The sequence below is a fragment of the Longimicrobiales bacterium genome (assembly GCA_035764935.1).
Taxonomy (GTDB): domain Bacteria; phylum Gemmatimonadota; class Gemmatimonadetes; order Longimicrobiales; family RSA9; genus DASTYK01.
Window position 1 is genome coordinate 21,085 of sequence record DASTYK010000043.1, and the last position, 22,551, is coordinate 43,635.

Consider the following 22,551-nt stretch of genomic DNA (forward strand, 5'->3'; position numbering starts at 1 on the left):
GGGTCATTCGCCCCCGTCCAGCACGGGCTCGAGCGCTGCCCACACGCGGTCCGCGATCAGCGCGTGTCCTCGCTCGTTCGGATGGATGCCGTCCTCCTGGTTGAGTGCCGGCTGTGCCGCGACACCTTCGAGCAGGAACGGGATCAGCTCCGCGTCGTACCTGCGCGCAAGCTCCGGAAACACCTGCCGGAATTCGCTCGTGTAGCGCGGCCCGAGATTGGGGGGCGCCTCCATCCCTGCGATCACGAGCCGCACGTTCGGGTAGCGCTCCCGGGTCCGCTGCAGGATGTCTTCCAGGTTGGCCCGCATCCGCTCCACCGGCAGCCCGCGGAGCCCATCGTTCGCACCCAGCTCCAGCACCACCACGGCAACGGAATCCTGCAGCGACCACTCCAGCCGCTCGAGCCCGCCCGCACTCGTCTCGCCGCTCAGCCCGGCGTTCACGACCCGGTAGGGCAGGCCTGCGGAATCGATTCGCTGCTGGATCAACGCCGGGTATGCGACGTCCGCGCCGATGCCGTAGCCGGCTGTCAGGCTCGTGCCGAGGAAGAGCACCGCCGCGCGTCCGTTCCGTGCGGCCACACCGGTTCCGTGCGACGTTCCTGCCGCAGCATTGCTCGCGCCGGCCGTCGCGTCCGTTGCCGTGGCAGCCCCGCTCGCTGTGCTGCCGGCGGCCGCGCGCTCGGCATCGCGCGCCGGGTCCGCCTGGCACGCGATTAGTGACGCGACGAACAGTGCAACTATCTTCCGCCTCATGAGAATCATCGCCGAAGGGCTTACACAGACCTACCGGAGCGGCGGCAGGCCGCTCACCGTGCTGGACAGTATCGATCTTTCCATCGAGGCGCAGGAGTTCCTCGCGATCGTCGGCCCGTCCGGCAGCGGCAAGACGACGCTGCTCGGCCTGCTTGCCGGGCTGGATCGCCCGAGCGCCGGTCGCGTCCTGTTCGACGACGTCGACCTGGCCGGACTCGACGAGGATCAGCGTGCGCGCCTGCGCGCCGAGCAGGTCGGTTTCGTGTTCCAGAGCTTTCAGCTCGTCCCGACGCTGACCGCACTCGAGAACGTGCTGGTACCACTGGAGCTGCGCGGACGTGCCAGTGGCGCTGCGGCGCGGGCGCGCGAGCTGCTCGCGCGCGTCGGCCTGGAGGAGCGCATCGACCACTACCCGGCGCAGCTGTCCGGCGGTGAACAGCAGCGCGTCGCCATTGCCCGCGCGTTCGCCAACGACCCGCGCGTGCTGTTCGCAGACGAGCCCACCGGCAACCTCGACGCCCTTACCGGCGGCCGCGTCATCGACCTCCTGCTCGAGCTGAACGAGGAATCGAGTGCGACGCTCGTCCTCGTCACCCACGATCCCGAGCTCGCAAACCGCGCGCACCGCATCGTACGCCTCGCCGCAGGGCGAGTCGTCGATGACAACGGGGCGGCATGATGGCGTCGTTTGCCGTGCGGCACGCCCTGCGCGAGGCCCGCTCCGGCATGCGACGCTTCGGCATGTACACCGCCGCCATCACGCTCGGGGTCGCCGCGCTCGTTGCTATCAACGCATATCGTGCGAACATCGTGGACGCAGTGCGCACGGATGCACAGCGACTCCTGGGCGGCGACGTTCGGCTGCAATCGGACAGCCCGTTCCCTGACAGCGCCGGTGCGCTGCTCGACTCGCTGACGCAGTCCGGGGCGCGCGTGGCACACGTCACCGCGACGCTGTCGATGGGCACGATTCGCCCCCTGTCCGCACCCGACAGCGGTGGCGCGCGACTCGTCCAGCTGCGCGCAATCGACAGTGCCTACCCGTTCTACGACGAGTGGCGCACCACCCCGCCGGCCGCATGGCCACCACACGCCGAACACAGGGAGGCGCTCGTCGAGCCCTCCCTGCTGCTGCAGGCCGACGCGCAGATCGGCGACAGCGTACAGCTCGGACGCACGCGCTTCCGTATTGCCGGAACGGTCGACAACCTGCCCGGCGAGCTCGGCTTTCGCGGAGCGGCCGGACCGCGGGTCTACATCGCGCGCGCGCATCTCGAGGAAACAGGCCTGGTCACGCTGGGCAGCATTACGAGGCACCAGGCGTTCGTGCAGCTCGACAGGCCGGCAGACGCGCAGCGCTTCGTCGATCGCTACCACGATCGGCTGCGTGGGATGCAGATCAGCTTCGAGACGGCGGAGCAGCAGGGAGAAGAGCTTGCCGAAGCGGTGAGCACACTGTCTCGCTTCCTCGGACTCGTCGGACTCACCGCCCTGCTGCTCGGCGGACTGGGCGTCGGCAGCGCCGTGAACGTGTTCGTGCGCGAGAAGCGGGCAGTCATCGCGACGCTCCGCTGCCTCGGCACCACCCAGGCGCAGGCCTTCACGGCCTACCTGCTGCAGGCCGCCCTTCTCGGCCTCGCGGGCGCAACGGCCGGTGTGGTGCTCGGCACCCTGGTACAGGCAGTGCTTCCGCACCTGCTGCAGGGAGCGCTGCCGTTCGACGTCGATTTTCGCGTGCGACTCGTGCCGATTCTGTCCGGCCTCGCCGTCGGTCTGCTCGTCGCCGTGCTCTTCGCGCTGCTGCCGCTGCTGGAGATCCGCGGCATCACACCGCTGCAGGCGATCCGCCAGGAGGTAGAGCCGGTGCGTCGCCGCCTCGACCCCCTGCGTGCGGGTGCGTGGCTGCTGCTCGCTGCTGGCGTGACCGCACTCGCAATCTGGCAGGCCGGCGACTGGCGACCCGGCATCGCGTACGCCGCGGCGATCGCAACGGCGATCCTGCTGCTGCTGGTGTGCGCGTCCGTGCTCGTCAGGGTGACACGCCGATGGTTCCCGGAACGTGCGAGCTTCGTGGTCCGACAGGGCATCGCCAGCCTCTTCCGCCCGCACAATCAGACGACGGCCGTGACGGTCGCGCTCGGCTTCGGCGTCTTCATCATCAGTGCAATGCTCCTGGTGCAGCACAACCTGGTCAAGCGGTTCGACGTCCGTGCACTCGGAAGCCAGCCCAACCTGGTCGGCTTCGGCATCCAGGCGGGCCAGCGTGACTCCATCGCAGCCACGCTCAGTGCAGCGGGTGCGGGCGCGCGCATCGAGCCGATCGTGACCGCGCGCATCGCAGCCATCAACGGTGTGCCCGTCGACAGCCTGCTGAACAGCGCACGCGCCCGCGACATCGAGCCCTGGGCCCTCCGCCGTGAGTATCGCAACACGTACCGCGATACGCTCACCGCCACAGAGACGCTGGTCGCAGGCGAGTGGTTCGACCAGCAGGAGAGGGGCGTCCGGGGAGCTTCCCTTGACGTGCCCGCCCGGGTTTCGATCGAGGAAGGCGTTGCCGGTTCACTCGATGTGGGGATCGGCGATCGCATCACGTGGGACGTGCAGGGACGCGAAGTCGAGAGCGTGATCACCAGCGTTCGCCAGGTCGACTGGGCACGCCTCGAGACGAACTACTTCGTCGTTTTCGAGCCCGGCTCGCTCGAGCGCGCGCCCCAGAGCTTCGTGCTGCTCGCCCGCCTGCCCGGCGACACGGCGCGCGCCGACATGCAGCGCGTCCTCGCACGCGCCTTTCCGAACGTCACCACGATCGACCTCGCCGCCGTGCAGCAGACGTTCGAACGCATCGTCTTTCGCGCGACGCTCGGCATCCGCTTCATGGGCCTCTTCACTGTGATCGGCGGTGTCCTCGTCCTCGCCGGCGCCATCGCGGCATCACGCTACCAGCGACTCCGCGAGACCGTGCTGCTGCGCACGCTTGGAGCGCAGCGCGGACAGATACGCGCCATTCTGCTCACCGAGTACGCTGCTCTCGGGGCTCTTGCCGCCCTGGCCGGCGGGGTGCTCGGCACGGGAGCAGCATGGGCACTCGTCCGCTTCGTCTTCGAGTTCGATTTCGCGGTGCCGCTGCTGCCGCTGGCGCTGCTGATCGGCGGGACCGTGCTGCTCGCGGTGCTGGTGGGTGCCGCCGGAAGCCGCCCGATCGTGCGGAATACGCCGCTGGAGGTACTGCGCGGACTGAGCTGAAGTGGCGACTGCTGTCCTCCCAGACGGACAGCGGAGGTGCAGGGTTCCGGACAGTGGCGCTCCCGCACTTCCATCATGGACGTGCGGCGGAACGCTGAGGAAGGACGTCGCATACAGCGCAAACTGCTCGCACACAGCCACTTTTTTCCCCCTGCGCACGAGAGACGGCACGTCACCGCGCAGCTTTTTCCGTGCGCCCCGTGCTGGCACCGGGTTTGCCACTTCCTGCGACGGACACCAATTCTGGTCCCAACCAAATGGATGGACGGATAATGCGGACGATGCTTCGGACGAGCGCCGGAACGGTGCTGACGCTGGCAGTGATGGTCCCCTTCGCGGCGGGCTGCAGCAGCCTGTCTCAGACCCAGAAGGGTGCAATCATTGGCGCGGCGGGTGGTGGTGCGGTTGGCGCGGTGGTCGGCAATGCGACCGGATCGACGGCGCGCGGCGCGATTATCGGCGCGGCAGTCGGTGGCGCGGCCGGTGCCATCATCGGCCGGCAGATGGAAAAGCAGGCCGAGGAGCTGGCCGCTGATCTCGACAACGCCACGGTCGAGCAGGTCGGCGAGGGCGTGCTCGTCACATTCGATTCGGGGCTGCTCTTCGACTTCGACTCGGACGTGGTCAAGGGTGCGGCTGCGGACAACCTCACCACCCTGGCAAACAGCCTCAAGAAGTATCCGGAGTCCGAGCTGCTGATCGTCGGTCACACGGATTCGCGCGGGACGGACACGTACAACATGGGCCTGTCGGACCGGCGCGCCGCGTCGGCCCGCGCGTACCTGACGAGCCTGGGCGTCGACGGCTCGCGTATCCGCACTGCCGGCCGCGGCGAGGCCGAGCCGGTCGCGTCCAATGAGACCGACGCCGGACGCGCGCTCAACCGCCGCGTCGAGGTCGCGATCTTCGCGAGCGAGGAGTACCGCGAGCGACTGCTGCGGCAGAACCCGGGTAGCTGAGCCCTCTCCAATTCGAGGCGAACGCCCGCGGACCGATGGTCCGCGGGCGTTTCGTTTATCTCGGGTTTGGCTGCACCGCGCTGCGCTGTGCACGCGCGGCTGTCGGGGCGCTCACCGGTGTGGGGAGCGGCCTCGTTTCACGCAGAGATGCGGAGGAGCAGAGGCGCGGGGGAGCAGAGGCGCGGGGGAGCAGAGGCGCGGGGGAGCAGAGGCGCGGAGGAGCAGAGGCGCGGGGGAGCAGAGGCGCGGGGGAGCAGAGGCGCGGGGACCGGATGTGCAGGATTACGACTCGATTGTCGCCCGCACGCGAGCACCTCGCTGGTGCGAAGCCGGTCGCGCGATCGCTGCTCCCCGGTGCTGGCCACAGACGGCGTGATCGCGGCCAGCCTCGCACGGTCATCCTCCTGCGAAAATCTCAGTCAACGTTGCTCGGGTTCGATTCGAGCCGGATGCGTGCAACATTGCCTTTGAATATGACAGGCAACGTTGCTCGGGTTCGATCCGAGCCGGATGCGTGCAACGTTGCCTTTGAATATGACAGGCAACGTTGCTCGGGTTCGATCCGAGCCGTACGTGTGCAACGTTGCCTTTGATTATGGCAGGCAACGTTGCTCGGATTGGAATCGAGCCGTACGTGTGCAACGTTGCCTGCGATGATGCCAGCTCACGTTGCTCCAGCCCGATCCGCCGCCAGCGCGTGCAATGCTGACTGCGATCCCACCAGAGGCGAGGAGCTTTGAAACGAGCTCCGCGCCCTCCGCGTCCTCCGTGGTGAATTCCAGTTTCAAAAATGCGAAGACGCAGCAACAATCGGACGAGCCTGCCGCTCACGCTCCCACAGCAGCAGCACCACGGCCAGCGCGATTTCGGCCGGCACGGTAGCGGCCAGGATTTCTCCGTTCTGCTGGAACAGCCCCGGCAGCACCTGTGCGATGACGCCGATGACCGCGAGCAGCGCACCGACGCCTGCTGCAATGGCCGCGGGTTGGCGCGCGCGGCGTGCGAGGAGCGCGGGCAGCAGGAGCACGGCCACGACCAGCCAGAGCGGGTTGACGGCGAACAGGTTCTCGTTGGCGAACGTCGTGGTGTGGTCGGTGAATGCCCAGAGTGAGCCGATGATCGTGCCCAGCACCCCGACGGCGAATGTCCAGAGGAAGGCGAGGGCGGCGAGGGCGATCCGGGCGGCTGTACTGCGCCCCGCGACATGGCCGAGTCCCAGGAACAGAACGGCGAACAGGACGCCGATGCCCAGGAAGATGCCCAGTCGCTCGGGTGGCGCCGTAGGCTCGGGCTCGCGCATGGCCTGGTGCCAGGTTTCCTGCGCCAGCACGAGCGGGCCGGTCGAGCCGTCGACGCGCTCGATCTCGATGCGGCTGACCGCATCGCGCAGCTCCATCGGGATGAATGCGGCTTCCCACTCGGTGAGCGGCACGTCGGTCGGCTGGCCGAGCGCGAGCATCAGGCCGGCATGAGGCGCGGGGTCGTGTGCGAGCAGGCGCAGCGAATGGGAGCGAAACGTTTCGCCTGTCGTGTCCGCCTCGAGCTGCCGGCGGAGCTGGCCGCCGAGCACGCGGTTCAGGGCGTCGCGCACGCGGGTGGAGCAGTTGTCGCGGAACGGGTCGTAGAGATACTCGGCGTTTGCGGGCTGTGCGTTCCACTCGAGGAAGCGCGCCATCTCGTACTTCTGGCCGGGTGTGAGTGCGAGCTCCTGCGCGACGACCTCGCGGTTGCGCAGCTCGTACTCGCGCAGCATCCGGGTCCCGTCGAGCGGCGCCATCCAGTAGAGCATGCGCCCCTGCAGCAACCTTCCGACGAAGCCGGGTTGATCGAAGGAGAACATGCCGTAGTTGTACGCGACGTCGATGCCGCGCGTGCTGTCGCGCAGCAGGATCGCGTTGTGGCCGAACCGCTCCCATACCGCGTCGCCGGGTCCCATTGTGAGCAGGTAGACGCGCAGCGAGCCCCAGGCGTCCAGCCGTGCGCGCGGATCATCGGCAGGTGTGCTGTCCGGTGCGGGCACGCCGGCCTCCGCGGCCTCGCCGGTATCGCGCACCTGCGCCGCAGCGGGCGCGACGGCCGCAATGAGCACCGCCGCCGTGCCTGCGAACATCCACTTCATCATGCCGGCTCCGCTCATTCCTGCGGTGCCCGCGGCAGCGGCTCCGGCAGCTCGGCCACGGCGTACGCCATCACCGCGAGCGACGCGACGCACTCCAGGAACTCGCGCATGTCGAGCTTGTCGATGGTGTCGGCATCGGTGTGGTGGTACCAGAAATAGCGGCTGCCTTCGACGTCGAGTCCCATGCCGGGCACGCCGAGCCGCATGATCGGACCGATGTCGGCGCCGCCGCCGCCGCGCGTGATCTCGCCCGCGTCGATGCGTTCCAGCAGCGACCCGATCGCGGATACGATCGCGAACGCCTCGTCGCTGCCCGTGAAGCCGTACCCGAGCGGCTTGAACACGCCAGCGTCGGACTCGATCGCGAGCACGTGGTTGTCGAGCTCGTCGCGGTGCGCGTCGCGGTATGCGTTTCCGCCGCGCAGCCCGTTCTCCTCGTTGGTCCAGCCGACCACGCGCACCGTGCGACGGGGACGCAGCCCCAGCTCCTTCATGAGGCGCACCGCTTCCCATGCGGCCACGACGCCGCCCGCATCATCCATTGCGCCCTGCCCGACATCCCACGAGTCCGTATGTCCGCCGAGCACGACGATCTCGTCCGGGAACTCGCGACCGCGCAGCTCGGCAATCACGTTCTTCGACTCCGCGTCCGGCAGCGTCTGCGCGCTCATCCTGAGTGTCACGACCACGCGCTCACCCTGGTCCTGCAGCCGGTGCAGCAGCATCGCGTCCTCGACCGTGATGGCCGCGTGCGGGATGCGCGGTACGTCGTCGCTGTATGCCATGCCGCCCGTGTGCGGCGTCTTCATCGAGAATGGCGTGACGGACCGGATCAGCGACGCGACCGCGCCCACGCGCGCCGCGGCGATCGCACCCTGCGAGCGGTAGCGTACCGTTTCGCCGTACGTCGTGAACGGGGCGTCGAACAGGACGATCCTGCCGCGTGCGTCGGCAGCGCGCTGCTCCAGCTCGTCGAAGCTGCTCACGACCAGCACTTCGGCGGTGATCCCCTCGGGTGGCGTCGCAACACTGCCGCCGAGCCCCAGCATCGGCAGCTCCTGCTGCCGCGGCTCGATCAGCGCTGCCGATTCTTCGCCCCGAACCCAGTGCGGCACCATGACCGGCTCGCCGCGTACGTTCTCGAGTCCGTCCTGCTCCATCTCCGCGAGGATCCAGTCATGGGCGGCCTCGAGCGAGGCGCTGCCGCTGAACCGGCTGCCGAAGCGGTCGACGAAGTGCGTCAGCCGCTCCCATGCCGCGGTGTCGGCCAGTGCGGCATCGATGAGCCGATCGGCTGCCGGCCGGAGTGCGGCGACCGCATCCTGTTGTGCAGTGGCGGGCACAGCCAGGAACGCGAGTGCGCCGGCAGCAAGAAGGACAGGACGTCGCATGGCGCTTTCCGTGTTGCGGGTCAGGCCGGCGCTCGTGCGCCGGCCGCCGGATTATGCGGAAGCTGCCATGCAGACGCCAGCGCGCGCGGGGCGGCCGCGCGCTGCGGGAAGGTATCCGGACGTTGCCTACTTCTGTGACAGATTGTGCACGTACGCGGCGACGGCCCGGACCTCGTCTGCCGAAAGTCTTGCCCCGCCCATGGGGGGCATCGGAGCCGGGTGCTTCTTCGGCTTCGCGACGCCCGCCTTGATGATCGACTCGATGCCGGCCAGCGAGCCGTCCGTGTTCAGCCACTCGGCGTCGGTGAGATCCGGCGCGAGCGGCGTCCCCTTCGCGTTCACGCCGTGGCAGGTGTAGCAGTTCCCTTTGCCGGTGAAGATCTTCTGCCCCTGCTGCGGATCCTGCACCGCCACGGGCGCGGCCATGGCCACACCGCCGGGCATGATCATGTCAGCCGGTGCATGCGCCGCGGCCACGGTGTCGGGAGCGTACTGCGAGCAGGCAAGCGTCGCCGCAAACAGAACGGCGACGCCGGCCAGCATCCATTCCCATGTCGCTGTGTACTTCATGGCAGTTCTCAGAACGCAGACACGACGCCGAGCGTGATGCGGGCACGCTCACGCTCGAAATCCCACTGCGTCTCTCCGAGGATTCGTACATTGCGCGCGAGCAGCCACGTCGCCCCCAGCGCCGCGGTCTCGTAGCGGTCCAGCAGTCCGTCCTCGCCCTGGCGCACGGTAAAGATGGGGTCGTCCGCCCAGACGCGATTGTACAGGCCCATCAGGAACCAGCGGCCGGTGGGGCCCTGGGGTCCCCAGACCAGCTCGCCCAGCACTGCGTCGACCGTCGTCTCCTCGTCACTGTCGAGGAAGAAGGGGCGCGTGTCCGTGCGTCGCAGGAACTGGCCGTTCAGCTCGAGCTGCCCGGCCGTGAGCGTCAGGTCCGGTCCCCACACGACGACCTCGTTGGACAGGTCGCCACGATCCTCGGGGCCGTACAGCGCATACCCGCCGACGCGCAGCGGCCCGAGCGACTGCGACACGCGGCCGGCAACGGTCTTGAACGCATCTCCGTCGAAGAGCCGGTTCTCGCCCGCTTCGTCGATGCCGCGCCCGTTGACGAGCTGCAGCGTGACGTCACCGCCTTCCCAGGGGGAAGCGAACGCCATCAGGCCGCGGTCGTACGTCAGGTCGAGCCGCGTATCGCCGACGCGGACGCGGTACACGTTGTAGTCCTCGTACTCCAGGCGCAGCTCGCGCTTGAACAGCGGGTCCGACAGCTGGAACTGCCCGACGATCAGTGCCACGCCGCTGCCGAACAGGTCGGTGAACTGGATGTAGGCATCCTCGAGTCCCGCGACTGCACCGCGCTCCGACATGAAGAAGTACAGGTAGTAGCTCACGTTCTTCGCGATCGGCATTCCGGACAGCAGCTTGACGCCGTACGGCGTCTGGAAATCGGCGCGGGCGTCCAGGTCGTCACTGCCGGTCACCACCTGCGCGAACAGGTCGAGCCGCACTGCCAGCGGCAGGCTCTCCGCCAGCACGAGCAGCGGGTCCCCCGTGTTGATCGTGTCGGTCGGCACCTCGCCGGGCGCCATCTGGAAGCCGTTGCCCGCGAACGCCTCGCCGAACTCCGTGAGTCGCGGTGCGGGCGCGTGGCAGAGCGAGCAGGTTACGCGGTAGCGTCGCGCGAACGCCGGGATCGCCGCTGCGGGCGCTACCGAGGTGAACAGGAGTGCGGCGGCGCCGCTCAGAACGACCAGGCCCTTCAGGCCGGCACGCATGGGCCCTCCTCGCATGAGAATCCACCCTCAACATGCGAGCTGCGTCCGGCGGTCCTATCGGAGAAGTCCCGCGCCGGTGACGGGGGAATCCCTACCGCCGCACGGCTCCCCCCTGTTCGTGCAGATGCTCGCGGAAGAACTGGATCGTCAGCGGCCAGGCCTGCCGCGTCGCCTCCGCGTTGGCGCCCTCCTGGCCGCTCTGCTGACGCAGGAAACCGTGCCCGGCACCATCGAAGACGTGCACGTCGTAGGTCTTCCCCAGCGCCTCCATCGTCCGCTGCGCCGCGGGGATCGTCGCGTTCACGCGCTCATCATTGCCGCCATACAGCCCGAGCACGGGAGCCTCGATCCGGCCCAGGAGTGTCGTGTCCGGCGACGAGCCGTAATACACGACCGCCGCATCGACCTCGTCCGACTCGACGGCATGCCGGAACGACGTCGAGCCGCCCCAGCAGTAGCCGACGATGCCGTAGCGGTCGGTCGCCGCCGGCAGTGCCATGCCCCACTCTGCGACTGCCGAGAGCTGCCGGTGGACGTCGGCCGCATCCAGCGTGCGGATCTGCTGAGTCGCCTGCTGCCGGTCCGGCTCGCCGTTGCTGTCCACCGGCACGCTCTTCATCGTGAGCAGGTCGGGCGCGATCGCGATGAAGCCGTCGGCGGCCAGCTGGTCGGCAACCGCACGCACCCAGTTCGTCAAACCATAGATCTCGTGCACGACCAGGACGACCGGAGCCGGCTCCGACGTCTCCGGGTAGACGACCCAGGCACGCACCGAGTCGTTCTCACTGGTCCGTACGACGCTCCACTCCGCGTGTCGCGGCGAGCTGTTCAGCCGGTCCAGCGCCGACTCCGCATCCGGAGGCAGCGGATCCTGTGCGGCGGTGGGCGTCGTGCTCGCGCAGCCGCAGGCAAGCAGCAGGACAAGCGGGCCAATGAGACGATCGCGGACAGGCATGGGGGCCTCCTGGGGGATCCGGCCAGCGGTGCGCGGGCCGCGCGACGTTCTCAGCGTAGACGGACGGGTGAGCCGCCGCAACGCCGGGACACTGTCGTTGTTGCGACCGGCCGCGCGACGGGGCAATATGCGGACCTGATTCCCTCACACACCTCGAAACGCCGGACGGACCGATGAAGCCCATCCTGGCCCTGAGCCTGCTCCTCTCCGCCGCCTGCGCGTCGGCACAGCAGCCGCCACAGGCAGCAGACCCGCACATGCAGACGGCACTGCGCGTGCTGTCACAGACCCCGCTGTTCGACGGCCACAACGACCTGCCCTGGGCGATCCGCAACAATCGGCGGGCACCCTTCGACGTCGCCGCCTACGACCTGCGCGGCAGGACCCCGGGGCATACGGACATCGAGCGGCTGCGCACGGGGCGTGTCGGCGCGCAGTTCTGGTCGGTCTACATCCCCTTCCGTGCGGTCGAGGAGGGCGCCGCCAAGGTTCAGCTCGAGCAGATCGACATCGCCCAGCAGGTCTTCCAGCGCTACCCGGACGTCTTCGAGGAGACACTGACGCCGCAGGAGGTGATGCCGGCGTTCCGCAGCGGCAGGATCGCGTCCGTCATGGGCATGGAGGGCGGTCACGCGATCGAGAACTCGCTGGGCGCACTCCGCTCGTTCTTCGACCTGGGCGCGCGCTACATGACGCTCACCCACTCCAACAACATCGACTGGGCCGACTCCTGCTGCGAACCGCCGCAGCACGGCGGACTGACCGAGTTCGGCAAGGAAGTCGTCCGCGAGATGAACCGGCTCGGCATGCTGGTCGACCTTTCGCACACCTCGCCGGAGACGATGAACGACGTGCTCGACGTCGCCGTTGCGCCCGTCATCTTCTCGCACTCCTCCGCACGCGGCGTGACAGATCACCCGCGCAACGTACCCGACGACGTGCTGCGCCGGCTGCCGCAGAACGGGGGCGTGGTCATGGTCACCTTCGTGCCCAGCTTCATCAACACCGAGAACATGCGCTGGTCCAACCTGCCACCGGAGCAGCGCCGCACGACGCCCGAGCCGGAAACGACCATCGCCGATGTCATCCGGCACATCGAGCACGTGCGCGACGTCGCCGGCATCGATCATGTCGGCATCGGCGCGGACTACGACGGCATCGATTCCGCTCCCGTCGGGCTGGAGGACGTCTCGACCTACCCGAGCCTGTTCGCGGAGCTGGCGCGGCGCGGCTGGTCCGAGGCGGACCTGCGCAAGCTCGCGGGCGAGAACGTGCTGCGCGCCTGGACGCAGGCTGCTGCCGTGGCCGAACGCCTGCAGAGCGAGCGCGGTCCCTCCGTCAGCACGATCGAGGAGCTGGACGGCCGCTGAGCCTTCGCGCTCGTCCGCCAGAACCCGCCGCCTCAAACGAAACGGCCCTCGCCGGTGCGAGGGCCGTTCTGCATGTGCACGAAACGCGAGCGGGACGCCAGCTACACTTCGACCGCCCGGCGCTTCGCGGCCGCCGCGCGTCGCACGGGAACCGACGCCGTTGCTGCCGTCAGTGCCGTGATGTTCACGATCTCGTTCACCGTCGAGTAGTAGTTCAGCACGTTCACGGGGCGGTTCAGTCCCATCAGGATCGGCCCGATCACGTCAGCACCAGCCAGCCGCTGCACGAGCTTCAGCGAGATGTTGCCCGATTGCACGTTCGGGAAGATCAGCACGTTTGCATCGCCCTTGATGCGCGAGTGCGGGAAGTTGGTCTGCGCGATCTCCGGCATGAGCGCGGTGTCCGGCGCCATCTCGCCGTCGACGACCAGGTCCGGCATCCAGCTCCGTGCGATCTGTGCCGCGTCCCGCATGCGCTGCGCAAACTCGTGATGCACGGAGCCGAAATTGCTGAACGACAGCATTGCGACGCGCGGCTCGACGTCGAAGTGGTTGCGCGCGATCGCTGCCGCACTGATCGCGATCTCCGCGAGCTCCTCCGATGACGGCTCTATGTTGACCGTCGCATCCGCGAAGAAGAGCACACGGTCGCCCACGATGACGCAGTACATGCCGGCGACCCGGCGCACGCCCTCCTTCAGCCGGATGATCTGCAGTGCGGGCCGGATCGTGTCCGGATAGGAGCGATGCAGCCCTGCGACCAGCCCGTCCGCATCCCCTCGCTCCAGCATCATGATCCCGAAATAGACCGGGTCGGACAGCAGCAGTGGCGCCTGTCTCGGCGTGACGCCGTGACGCTGCCGCAGCTCGTAGAGGCGCTGGCCGTAGCGGCGGCACAGCTCCTCGTCGCGTACGTCGACGATGGTCGCGCCACGCAGCTCGAGGCCGAGCGCCTGCGCGCGTTCACGGATCGCATCCGGCTCACCGATCAGCACCGGCTCTGCGATCTCCTCCTCCACGATGACCTGGCACGCGCGCAGGATCTTCTCTTCCGTTGCTTCCGGGAAGACGATGCGTCGCGTCGAGGAACGTCGTGCCTGGCTGATCAGGTTGCGCACCACCTTGTGCGACGTCCCCTTGATCCTGCGCTGCAGCGCCTCCACGTACTCGTCCCAGTCCTCGATCGGCTGCCGCGCAACACCGGTTTCCACCGCAGCGCGTGCGACCGCCGGCGCAACATGGGTGAGTACGCGATCGTCGAACGGCTTCGGGATGATGTACTCGGGCCCGAATGAGAAGCGCTCTCCGCCGTATGCATCCGCGACCGAATCAGGCACGTCCTCCTTCGCCAGGTCCGCAAGCGCGCGCGCCGCGGCGATCTTCATCTCCATGTTGATCGCACGCGCCCGCACGTCCAGCGCACCACGGAAGATGAACGGGAAGCCGAGCACGTTGTTGACCTGGTTCGGGTAGTCCGAGCGACCCGTGGCCATGATCACGTCGCGACGCGCGGCGACCGCCTCCTCGTACGTGATCTCCGGGTCCGGGTTCGCCATTGCCATGACGATCGGCGTGTCCGCCATCGAACGGATCATCTCGCCCGTCACCGTGTTCGCCTGAGACACGCCGACGAACACGTCAGCTTCCCTCAGCGCGTCCTCCAGTGTGCGCGCGTCGGTCCTGCGCACGTACCTCTGCTTGTACTCGTTCATCGCGTCGCCGCGACCCTCGTACAGCACGCCCTTGCTGTCCGTCATGAGCACGTTGGCCGGGTCGACACCGAGCGCGACCATCATGTTCGCGCAGGCGATGCCCGCGGCGCCCGCACCCGCGAACACCACCTTCACCCTGTCGATCGACTTGCCGGCGATCTCGAGCGCGTTCAGCAGCGCCGCACTCGAGATGATCGCCGTGCCGTGCTGGTCGTCGTGGAAGACCGGGATGTCCATCTGCCTCTGGAGCTGCTCCTCGATGTAGAAACATTCCGGGGCGCGGATGTCCTCCAGGTTGATGCCGCCGAACGTGGGCTCCATGAGCTTGACGGCACGGATGATCTCGTCCGGGTCCTTCGTCGCCAGCTCGATGTCGAACACGTTCACATCCGCGAATCGCTTGAAGAGCACACCCTTGCCCTCCATCACCGGCTTGCCGGCCAGCGCGCCGATGTCGCCCAGCCCGAGCACCGCAGTGCCGTTGGTCACGACAGCGACCAGGTTGCCGCGGCCGGTATAGCGGAAGGCCGCGTCCGGATCCTTCTCGATGAGGCGGCAGGGAAGCGCCACGCCGGGCGTGTAGGCGAGGGAGAGATCACGCTGCGTCATGCAGGGCTTGGAGGCGATGACCTCCAGCTTGCCCGGCCGCTGACCCTCGTGATACTCGAGTATTTCGCGCTCCTGGATCTTCATGGCACATCCCGTTCTGCAGGTCCACGTCTCACGCGTGGCGGTTTCACTGTTTGTTGAGATGTCATCGTACGTCCCATCGGCGGCTGGCTCAAGCCGGATCGGCTGACCGGGCTGTGGGGAAAATACCGCGTGCCCGCCGCGGATCGGGCGCACGAGCCGTTCCAGCCGCTCACCGCGGTGCCCCGGTCGCCTGCCTGCTGAAACCTGCGTCCCGGCACGACCGCATTGACGTGCGGGTCACGAGGATCAATCCTGTGAGGTATGCGGCACAGGTACGCCCCGGCCGCACTTCCGGAGCCCATCACCACATTTCTTCCTGTCATGGAGAGGTACAGCATGATGCGCAGCACGCGCGCGTTATGGCCGGCCTTTGCGCTTGCCGCATGTGCGGGCAATCCGCAGCCGGCGCAGCCCGACGCGGTCGGCGGTGCAGATCGACCGGCAGCGACGACTGCGGCCCCGGTCGCCGCAGCGGCGACACCGGCCGCCCGCCCATCCGCGCCGGTCACGATCCCGGTCGACTACTACACGCTGGACAACGGGCTGAGGGTCGTTCTCTCGCAGGACAACAGCGCGCCGACTGCGACCGTGGCCGTCTACTACAACATCGGCTTCCGCATCGAGCCACGGGATCGCACCGGCTTCGCCCACCTGTTCGAGCACATGATGTTCCAGGGATCGGAGAACCTCGGCAAGAACGAGTTCATCCAGCTGGTGCAGAACAATGGCGGCAACCTGAACGGCTCGACGCGGTTCGACTTCACGAACTACTTCGAGATCGTGCCGTCCAATGCGCTGGAAACCATGCTGTGGGCCGAGGCGGACCGGATGCGCGGGCTCGCCATCACGGAGGAGAACCTGACGAACCAGCAGGGCGTGGTCATGAACGAGGTCAAGGTCAACGTGTTGAACCAGCCGTACGGCGGGTTCCCGTGGATCGATCTGCCGATGGCCGCGAACGAGAACTGGCACAACGCGCACAACTTCTACGGCGACCTCGAGCACCTGCAGGCTGCGACACTCGACGACGTCCGACTCTTCTTCGAGCAGTACTACGCGCCCAACAACGCGGCCCTCGTCGTGGTCGGTGACTTCGAGCCGGCACGGACGAAGGCGTGGATCGAGCAGTACTTCGGCGACATCCCCGCGGTCGAGCTCGCACCCCAGCCGGACATCGGCGAGCCGCGCCAGACCGCGGAGAAGCGGCATACGCGCGTGGACCCGCAGGCGAACCGGCCGGCCCTGGCACTCGGCTACAAGGCCCCGGAGTCGGGCACGCCCGAGTACTACGCGCTGGGCGTGATCGAGCAGATCCTCTCGGCCGGCCGCGACAGCTGGCTCTACCAGTCACTGGTGCAGGACCAGGCGCTGACGGGCAGCGTGTCGTCGAGCATGAACCCGCTCGGCAACATGCACAACATCGATGGCCCGACCCTCTACCAGGTCTGGCTCTTCCACGACAGCGACAGGACCGCCGACCAGATCGTCGCAGCGATCGACGAGCAGATCGGCCGGCTGCAGGCCGCCCCCGTCGACCAGGAAACCCTGGACCGCGCACTGGTCAAGATCCGCTCCGGCCTCTACAGCATGCTCGAGAGCGGCTTCGGCCGCGCCGACCTGCTCGCGTCATTCGCGCTCTTCGACGACGATCCGCAGAAGATCAACCGCCTCGAAGCGGAGTTCCGGAAGGTCACGCCGGAACTCATCCAGCGTGTCGCCCGCGAGTACCTGCGCAACACCAATCGGACCATCGTCACTGTCGAACCGGCGAGCGCATCATGAGGGGCGTGGACATGAACCAGGTATCGAATGGGGCGGGGCGCTCGCAGATGGTGAGGCGGGCCGGGGCCCGCGCCCGGGCCGGGGCCGGGAACTGCGGGTTTTCTGGGAGCGCTGCTCGTGGGGCCGCGGCAACCGCCCTGGTGCTCGGGCTCGCACTTCCCCTGCCGGCGGCCGCACAGAAGGAGGCGCCGCCGGAGCCGGGGCCGGCGAAGAACATCACGCTGCCGACGCCGCGCACATTCACGCTGGACAACGGGCTCGAGGTCAAGCTGCTGGAGTACGGGACCGTGCCGAAGGTGGCGGTGCAGCTCGTCATGCGGGTCGGCAACGTGGACGAGGCGGCGGACGAGGTGTGGCTCACCGACCTGATGGGCGACATGATGATCGAGGGGACTGCGTCGCGCAGCGGGGAGCAGATCGCGCTGGAGGCCGCGAGCATGGGCGGCTCGCTCAACGTCGGGGTCGGCCTGGACGAGACGACCATCGGCGGTGACGCACTCGCGGAGTTCGCGCCGGCCATGATCGCGCTGGTTGCGGACGTCGCTCGGAATCCGGCGTTCCCCGCGACCGAGCTGGAGCGGCTCAAGGCCGACATGCTGCGCTCCCTCGCGATCACGATGAGCCGGCCGCAGTCGCTCGCGCAGCAGACATTCATGGCGGCGCTCTACGGTGATCACCCGTACGGCCGGGTCTTTCCGACGCCGGAAATCGTGAGCGCCTTCACACTCGACCAGGTGCGCGCATTCCACGACGAGCATTTCGATGCGTCACGCGCGCGGCTGTACGTCGTCGGGCAGTTCGATGACGCCGCCGTCGAAGAAGCGGCCCGCCAGGCGTTTGCCGGCTGGGCAGCGGGCAGCGAGGTCGCGCCAGCGCCTGCGACTGCACGCGCCAGCTCGCGGGGCAGGCCGGTCATCCACCTGGTGGACCGACCCGGCGCCGTGCAGTCCTCGATCTACATCGGACTGCCGGTCGTGGACCCGACGCACGCCGATTACGTTCCCCTGCAGGTCACCAACACGCTGCTCGGTGGCGCGTTCTCCTCACGCATCACGCGCAATATCCGTGAGGACAAAGGCTATACGTACTCGCCCTTCAGCATGGTGAGCAGCCGGTACCGCACCGCCTTCTGGGCCGAGATCGCCGACGTGACCACCGCGGTGACAGGCGCGTCCATCGGCGAGATCATCAAGGAGATCGAGCGACTCGCCGCAGAGCCGCCACCGGTCGAGGAGCTCCAGGGGGTCCAGAACTACATGGCCGGGACCTTCACGCTCAGTGCAGCGTCGCGCTTCGGCATGCTCGGTCAGCTCCGCATGCTGGACCTGCACGGACTGCCGGCCTCGTACCTCCGCAACTACGTCCAGAACGTGTACGCGGTCACACCCGCTGACGTGCAGCGTATCGCGCGCCAGTACCTTGCCACCGACCGGATGGTGATCACCGTCGTCGGGGATCGGTCGCAGATTCTCGAGCAGGTCCAGGCGTTCGGTGAGGTGATAACGGACTGAGGCCACAGGAGCGTCGCGCCGGCACCGGTTTGACCCGGTGCCGGCATCGCTCTACCCGGCGCATCACGAGACTGCCTCGAACGACGATTCCTCCTGCAGCTCGCCCGCGTCGTCCAGCTCGCCTGCCCCGCCATTCGCTGAAAGCGTGTCGGCTCCCGCCTGCAGGCGCCACGACATGATGCCCGAAAGCGCCTGTCGTAACCGTCGCAGGGTGCCGCGAGACGACGTGGCGGATAGGTTAAGCTGCAACCACAGGATTGCCGGGACGTGATGACGCGCGAGTATGGCCGAACGACTGTCGCGAGCGGCTGTCGGGCGGCGCATGACCCGCTGATGCGAAATCTGCACTCAAAACAAATTTTCGGGCGGAGTGGCGCATGAAGAGGATGTGCGGTGTCGTACTGCTGGGCGTGACGGTCGCATGCGGTGATACGACCGGCCCTGGTGCCAACCCGGCCGGAGCGGTTGTTCCTGCAAGTGCGCAGGCGCAGACCGGTGTAGTGGGTCGGATCGTCGATCAGGCCCCGGCCGTACTGGTCACGGATGCATCGGGAAGCCCGATGGTCGACATGCAGGTGCACTGGACCGTGACGGCGGGTGCCGGCTCCGTCAGCGGCGGCGGCCGGACCGGAGGCGACGGAGTCGCGCGCGCCGCCTGGACACTGGGTCTCGGGGCCGGTACACAGACACTCGAAGCGCGGGTCGGGACTCTGCCCGCGGTCACGTTCTCGGTGAATGCGCTCGCCGACGCTCCGTTCGCGATCCGACCCAGCCGGGATACGGTTGCTTTCGACCTGCCGCTGGACAGCCTGCGGCTGTCGGCGGTCCTTGTGGATCAGTACGACAATCCTCTGCCCACCGCATCCCTCGCCTGGACGTCGGGCGACATCGACGTCCTCTCCATCGACGGTGATGGGTTGGTGCGAGTCCAGGGCGGCGGAGCGACCACGCTCAGCGTCTCCGATGGAACACTGTCGGCTGATGTCCACGGCCTGGTTGACATGCCGACATTCTCCGTGCCGTTCGTTGACCTGGATCTCGTTGTCTTCTTCTCGCCTTTCGGGGACCCGCTGAGCGAGCAACATGATAACGTTGCGTACGAGCTTTACATGGACGACGACAGCATGGCAGTGAGGTCCGTATCCACTGGCGTCGTGGAGCGGGTGTGGTACCAGGAGGACACGAACGACTACGAGGTTTTCGTTCGCTACAGCGACGCATGGCTCGTGCTCTACGATCACCTCGTTGCGCCTGCTGTTGCGGCAGGCGACGTCGTTCAGCCGGGTGATACCCTGGGGCTGGTCGCATACTTCGGCAACTACCAGGTCGGCAACGACCTCCTCCCGATGGGGCGCATCGAGCTGCAGGTCAACTACGAACGAGGCAACACAGGTATGGCGTGGTGTCCCGCCCTGTTCGGCACGCCATCGTTCAATGCCGCTCACGACGAGGCGCTGGCGCGCGTCAGCAGCAGCCCTGCCACGTGCTCGAAGATGATGGCCGCGCCCTGAAGAACCGCAGGCCACTTCAGTCGACGCGAACGCCGCGTGGCCGCCACGCGGCGTTCGTGTGCGGATGCACTCGTGAGCTGCTGCCGCCGTCGCCCCTCCACCACATCCGTGCTGGCGCCGCCCGGATCCGCCCGCTATCCTGTGACGACGAGCCGTAGATTGACACCTCTCACGTCGTTCTTCCGTACTGCATAGCACACGTCGCCACCACGGGACGTGCTCCGATCCACTCCGGCTCCGGGGTGATACATGCACACGATGTTCACCATCGCGCTGCTGACGGGCGGGATCATCCTCGCGATCCAGGTGCTTCTCAGCCTGGTTGGCATCGACAGGTCGTTCACGGACACCGACTTCGATGTTTCGGACGGGCACAGCCCCGCGCTGAGCGGGGCGGAGCTGCTGAGCGTTCGTTCGCTTGCGGCCGCGGCGGCGCTGTTCGGCGCGACCGGGCTCGCCCTCGACCGGTACATGCCCGCCCTCGTTGCGGCGTTGCCCGCCCTGCTGGCCGGGTTCGGCGGTGCCGTCCTGAACGCGTACCTGACCCGGTTCATGCTGCGGGCCCAGAGTGACGGCTCGCTGCGCCTCGCGAACGCAGTGGGTGCCACGGGCAGGGTCTACCTGCCGATACCGGCCGCAGAGACCGGAACGGGTATCGTCCAGTTCGAGCTGCAGGGTCGCACGGTGGAGCTGCGCGCGGTGACGCGCGAGGGTGCCGACCTGCCCACGGGTGCAGCAGTTCTCGTAGTCGCCGTCGATCCGGCAGGGGAGACGGTCGAAGTCGTATCCACCTCCAGCATCGAGGCACTGTCATGACACGAATCCATGCCATGATCGGTGTGCTGCAGCTTCCCGACGTCAGCACGCTGTCGCCGGCAGTTCTCATCACGGGCGTGCTCGTGCTGCTGTTCCTCAGCATCACGATGCTGTTCGTGAGCCGCTACCGCCGCTGTCCGGCGAACCGCGTGCTGGTGATCTCGGGACGCGTCGGAACGGGGCAGTCGGCCCGGGTGATCAACGGTGGCGGTGCATTCATCTGGCCGGTCATCCAGGAGTACGCGTTCCTGGATCTCACGCCGCTGCAGATCGACATCAACCTCACGGATGCGCTGTCGCTCGAGAACATCCGCGTGAAGGTGCCCAGCCAGGTCACGGTTGCCGTGGGTGATACGCCGGAGTTCCAGCAGAATGCGGCGGCCCGCATCCTGAACCTGTCGGCCGATGCGACGCGCGAGCTTGCGGCGAACATCATCTTCGGCCAGATGCGGCAGGTCATCGCTTCCATGCGGATCGAGGACATCAACCGCGACCGCGACCAGTTCCGCGCGAACATCGAGCACGCGCTCGAGCCGGAGCTGAAGAAGATCGGCCTCAAGCTGATCAACGTGAACATCAAGGACCTGAACGACGAGTCCGGCTACATCGAGGCGATCGGCCGCGAGGCGGGTGCGCGGGCGGTGAACAAGGCGAAGGGCGACGTCGCGGAGCAGGAGAAGCTCGGCGCGATCGCCGTCGCACAGGCGGAGCAGGAGAAGGACATCGAGGTCTCGAACGCGAATCGTGAGCGCGAGATCGGGGTGAAGTCGGCAGCGCGTGACACGGCGGTTCGGCTTGCCGACCTGGACCGGGAGACTGCAGTCGCGCAGCAGCGCGCGGAGTTCGCGCGCGACACGGAGATCGCGCAGGCGGACCAGGAGCGGCGCATCGCGGTGTCGGCTGCGAACGCCAACGCGATCACGGGTGAGACGGAGGCGCAGGCCAGCATCGCGGCCGCGCAGGCGAAGCTGCAGGTGAAGCAGGCCGAGGCGTTCGAGCTGGGCGAGACGCGCAAGCGTGTCGCGTCCGCAGCGGTATCCGAGGCGGAGAACCGGGCGCAGGCCAAGGCCGCTCTCGCGGAGGCGGAGCGTATCGAGGCCGAGCGACGCGCGGCGCTCGAGGCGCCGGCCAAGGCGGAAAAGGCCCGTCGCATCGTCGAGGCCGAAGCACTGGCCGAGAGCAGGCGGCTCGAGGCGCAGGGCGAAGCCGCCGCGATCTTCGCGCGGCTGGAAGCGGAAGCGCGCGGTGAGTACGAGAAGCTGTCGAAGAAGGCCGAAGGTCTCGAGCGCATCGTCGCCGCGTGCGGCAGCGCCGACGAGGCGTACCGCCTGCTCATGCTCGAGAAGATCGAGTACCTCGCCGACAAGACCGCCGAGGCGGTCAGCAACATCCGGTTCGACAAGGTCGTCATGTGGGGCGGCGCGAATGGCAACAGCGCGGGTTCGGGCGTCAGCAGCTTTGTCACCGACCTGATGAGCACGATTCCGCCGGCGCTGCACACGATGATGAACATCGGTGGCGTGAAGCTCGGCGACGGCGTGGTACAGCTCGTGGAGGACGAGCCCTCGGTCGCCGCGCCTGCCGGGGATGGGACGAAGAAGGTGGTGGAGCTGCCCGAGTAGTTACTGCTTGAACTGCGGGTTATGGGCGGTGGGTGGTGGGAGACGCGCGCTGTTGCGCGCTTGGGTGGCGGACACTTCGGGATGAGTGGCGGGTGGTGGGCGGTGGGGTTGTCGCCCCATGGAGTCGCCCTCGCCCCGTGGAGTCGCCCTCGCCCCGCGGAGTCGCCCTCGCCCCGTGGAGTCGCCCTCGCCCCGTGGAGTCGCCCGCGCCCCGCGGAGTCGCCCTCGCCCCGTGGAGGCGCCCGTTGGAATGAAAGCGGGCGGATCCTTTCGGATCCGCCCGCTGCTTTCTGTTACACCAATTGAAGCAATGTCGCGGTT

16 protein-coding genes are annotated in these 22,551 nt (G+C 67.8%); 9 read left to right on the plus strand and 7 right to left on the minus strand.

Annotated features, from left to right (window positions below; translation table 11 throughout):
• Positions 1 to 3 precede the first annotated feature (3 nt).
• Complete coding sequence (locus tag VFU06_03300; protein HEU5208414.1) at positions 4 to 756, minus strand: arylesterase; 753 nt, start codon at positions 754 to 756, stop codon at positions 4 to 6.
• On the opposite strand from VFU06_03300, the gene VFU06_03305 reads away from it, so the two are divergent.
• The 3 genes from VFU06_03305 to VFU06_03315 all read left to right on the plus strand — a co-directional run bounded on the left by VFU06_03305 (position 755) and on the right by VFU06_03315 (position 4,961).
• Complete coding sequence (locus VFU06_03305; GenBank protein ID HEU5208415.1) at positions 755 to 1,435, plus strand: ABC transporter ATP-binding protein; 681 nt, start codon at positions 755 to 757, stop codon at positions 1,433 to 1,435. The two genes, VFU06_03300 and VFU06_03305, sit on opposite strands and share 2 nt — an antisense overlap.
• On the plus strand, positions 1,432 to 4,002 hold the full coding sequence (locus tag VFU06_03310; protein HEU5208416.1) for an FtsX-like permease family protein: 2,571 nt from the start codon (positions 1,432 to 1,434) through the stop codon (positions 4,000 to 4,002). Before VFU06_03305 ends, VFU06_03310 begins: the two co-directional genes overlap by 4 nt.
• 281 nt (positions 4,003 to 4,283) lie before the next feature.
• The gene (locus tag VFU06_03315) at positions 4,284 to 4,961 is read left to right on the plus strand and encodes an OmpA family protein (protein HEU5208417.1); all 678 of its coding nucleotides are present in this window, start codon (positions 4,284 to 4,286) and stop codon (positions 4,959 to 4,961) included.
• Between the two features lie 784 nt (positions 4,962 to 5,745).
• Here VFU06_03315 and VFU06_03320 read toward each other — a convergent pair.
• The 5 genes from VFU06_03320 to VFU06_03340 all read right to left on the minus strand — a co-directional run bounded on the left by VFU06_03320 (position 5,746) and on the right by VFU06_03340 (position 11,213).
• The gene (locus tag VFU06_03320; GenBank protein ID HEU5208418.1) at positions 5,746 to 7,083 is read right to left on the minus strand and encodes a DUF4105 domain-containing protein; all 1,338 of its coding nucleotides are present in this window, start codon (positions 7,081 to 7,083) and stop codon (positions 5,746 to 5,748) included.
• A gap of 11 nt (positions 7,084 to 7,094) precedes the next feature.
• Positions 7,095 to 8,471, minus strand: coding sequence for a M28 family metallopeptidase (locus tag VFU06_03325; GenBank protein ID HEU5208419.1), 1,377 nt, complete (start codon positions 8,469 to 8,471; stop codon positions 7,095 to 7,097).
• 126 nt (positions 8,472 to 8,597) lie between these two features.
• Positions 8,598 to 9,041, minus strand: coding sequence for a c-type cytochrome (locus VFU06_03330; protein ID HEU5208420.1), 444 nt, complete (start codon positions 9,039 to 9,041; stop codon positions 8,598 to 8,600).
• An 8-nt stretch (positions 9,042 to 9,049) separates the two neighbouring features.
• The gene (locus VFU06_03335) at positions 9,050 to 10,258 is read right to left on the minus strand and encodes a hypothetical protein (protein ID HEU5208421.1); all 1,209 of its coding nucleotides are present in this window, start codon (positions 10,256 to 10,258) and stop codon (positions 9,050 to 9,052) included.
• 91 nt (positions 10,259 to 10,349) lie between these two features.
• Positions 10,350 to 11,213 carry a dienelactone hydrolase family protein gene (locus VFU06_03340; GenBank protein HEU5208422.1) on the minus strand — a complete coding sequence of 288 codons (864 nt, stop codon included), beginning with the start codon at positions 11,211 to 11,213 and terminating at the stop codon, positions 10,350 to 10,352.
• A gap of 173 nt (positions 11,214 to 11,386) precedes the next feature.
• Here VFU06_03340 and VFU06_03345 point away from each other — a divergent pair, with 173 nt between their 5' ends.
• Entirely contained in the window at positions 11,387 to 12,583 is a 1,197-nt protein-coding gene (locus VFU06_03345) for a dipeptidase (protein HEU5208423.1), read from the plus strand.
• Positions 12,584 to 12,684: 101 nt separating this feature from the next.
• Here the strand turns inward: VFU06_03345 and VFU06_03350 are convergent, their stop codons facing one another.
• Complete coding sequence (locus VFU06_03350; GenBank protein ID HEU5208424.1) at positions 12,685 to 14,988, minus strand: NADP-dependent malic enzyme; 2,304 nt, start codon at positions 14,986 to 14,988, stop codon at positions 12,685 to 12,687.
• 336 nt (positions 14,989 to 15,324) lie between these two features.
• On the opposite strand from VFU06_03350, the gene VFU06_03355 reads away from it, so the two are divergent.
• The 5 genes from VFU06_03355 (at position 15,325) to VFU06_03375 (ending at position 22,230) form a co-directional block, all read left to right on the plus strand.
• Entirely contained in the window at positions 15,325 to 16,770 is a 1,446-nt protein-coding gene (locus VFU06_03355; protein HEU5208425.1) for a pitrilysin family protein, read from the plus strand.
• A 140-nt stretch (positions 16,771 to 16,910) separates the two neighbouring features.
• A complete protein-coding gene (locus VFU06_03360; protein HEU5208426.1) occupies positions 16,911 to 18,281 on the plus strand; it encodes a pitrilysin family protein in 1,371 nt (456 codons plus the stop codon).
• Positions 18,282 to 18,658: 377 nt separating this feature from the next.
• Positions 18,659 to 19,792 (plus strand): hypothetical protein, encoded by a 1,134-nt coding sequence (locus VFU06_03365; GenBank protein ID HEU5208427.1) that lies wholly within the window; start codon positions 18,659 to 18,661, stop codon positions 19,790 to 19,792.
• A 249-nt stretch (positions 19,793 to 20,041) separates the two neighbouring features.
• Positions 20,042 to 20,608, plus strand: coding sequence for a hypothetical protein (locus VFU06_03370; protein HEU5208428.1), 567 nt, complete (start codon positions 20,042 to 20,044; stop codon positions 20,606 to 20,608).
• Positions 20,605 to 22,230 carry an SPFH domain-containing protein gene (locus VFU06_03375; protein ID HEU5208429.1) on the plus strand — a complete coding sequence of 542 codons (1,626 nt, stop codon included), beginning with the start codon at positions 20,605 to 20,607 and terminating at the stop codon, positions 22,228 to 22,230. The genes VFU06_03370 and VFU06_03375 overlap by 4 nt, the downstream gene beginning before the upstream one ends.
• Positions 22,231 to 22,551: the final 321 nt, after the last annotated feature.

Excerpts from the sequence above, each read along its gene's own strand:
- VFU06_03305 (HEU5208415.1), top strand. The coding sequence starts at position 755 with ATGAGAATCATCGCCGAAGGGCTTACACAGACCTACCGGAGCGGCGGC.
- VFU06_03310 (HEU5208416.1), top strand. The coding sequence starts at position 1,432 with ATGATGGCGTCGTTTGCCGTGCGGCACGCCCTGCGCGAGGCCCGCTCC.
- VFU06_03300 (HEU5208414.1), bottom strand. The coding sequence starts at position 756 with ATGAGGCGGAAGATAGTTGCACTGTTCGTCGCGTCACTAATCGCGTGC.
- VFU06_03350 (HEU5208424.1), bottom strand. The coding sequence starts at position 14,988 with ATGAAGATCCAGGAGCGCGAAATACTCGAGTATCACGAGGGTCAGCGG.
- VFU06_03325 (HEU5208419.1), bottom strand. The coding sequence starts at position 8,471 with ATGCGACGTCCTGTCCTTCTTGCTGCCGGCGCACTCGCGTTCCTGGCT.
- VFU06_03345 (HEU5208423.1), top strand. The coding sequence starts at position 11,387 with ATGAAGCCCATCCTGGCCCTGAGCCTGCTCCTCTCCGCCGCCTGCGCG.
- VFU06_03320 (HEU5208418.1), bottom strand. The coding sequence starts at position 7,083 with ATGATGAAGTGGATGTTCGCAGGCACGGCGGCGGTGCTCATTGCGGCC.
- VFU06_03370 (HEU5208428.1), top strand. The coding sequence starts at position 20,042 with ATGCACACGATGTTCACCATCGCGCTGCTGACGGGCGGGATCATCCTC.
- VFU06_03340 (HEU5208422.1), bottom strand. The coding sequence starts at position 11,213 with ATGCCTGTCCGCGATCGTCTCATTGGCCCGCTTGTCCTGCTGCTTGCC.
- VFU06_03330 (HEU5208420.1), bottom strand. The coding sequence starts at position 9,041 with ATGAAGTACACAGCGACATGGGAATGGATGCTGGCCGGCGTCGCCGTT.
- VFU06_03355 (HEU5208425.1), top strand. The coding sequence starts at position 15,325 with ATGATGCGCAGCACGCGCGCGTTATGGCCGGCCTTTGCGCTTGCCGCA.
- VFU06_03375 (HEU5208429.1), top strand. The coding sequence starts at position 20,605 with ATGACACGAATCCATGCCATGATCGGTGTGCTGCAGCTTCCCGACGTC.
- VFU06_03315 (HEU5208417.1), top strand. The coding sequence starts at position 4,284 with ATGCTTCGGACGAGCGCCGGAACGGTGCTGACGCTGGCAGTGATGGTC.
- VFU06_03335 (HEU5208421.1), bottom strand. The coding sequence starts at position 10,258 with ATGCGTGCCGGCCTGAAGGGCCTGGTCGTTCTGAGCGGCGCCGCCGCA.
- VFU06_03365 (HEU5208427.1), top strand. The coding sequence starts at position 18,659 with ATGAAGAGGATGTGCGGTGTCGTACTGCTGGGCGTGACGGTCGCATGC.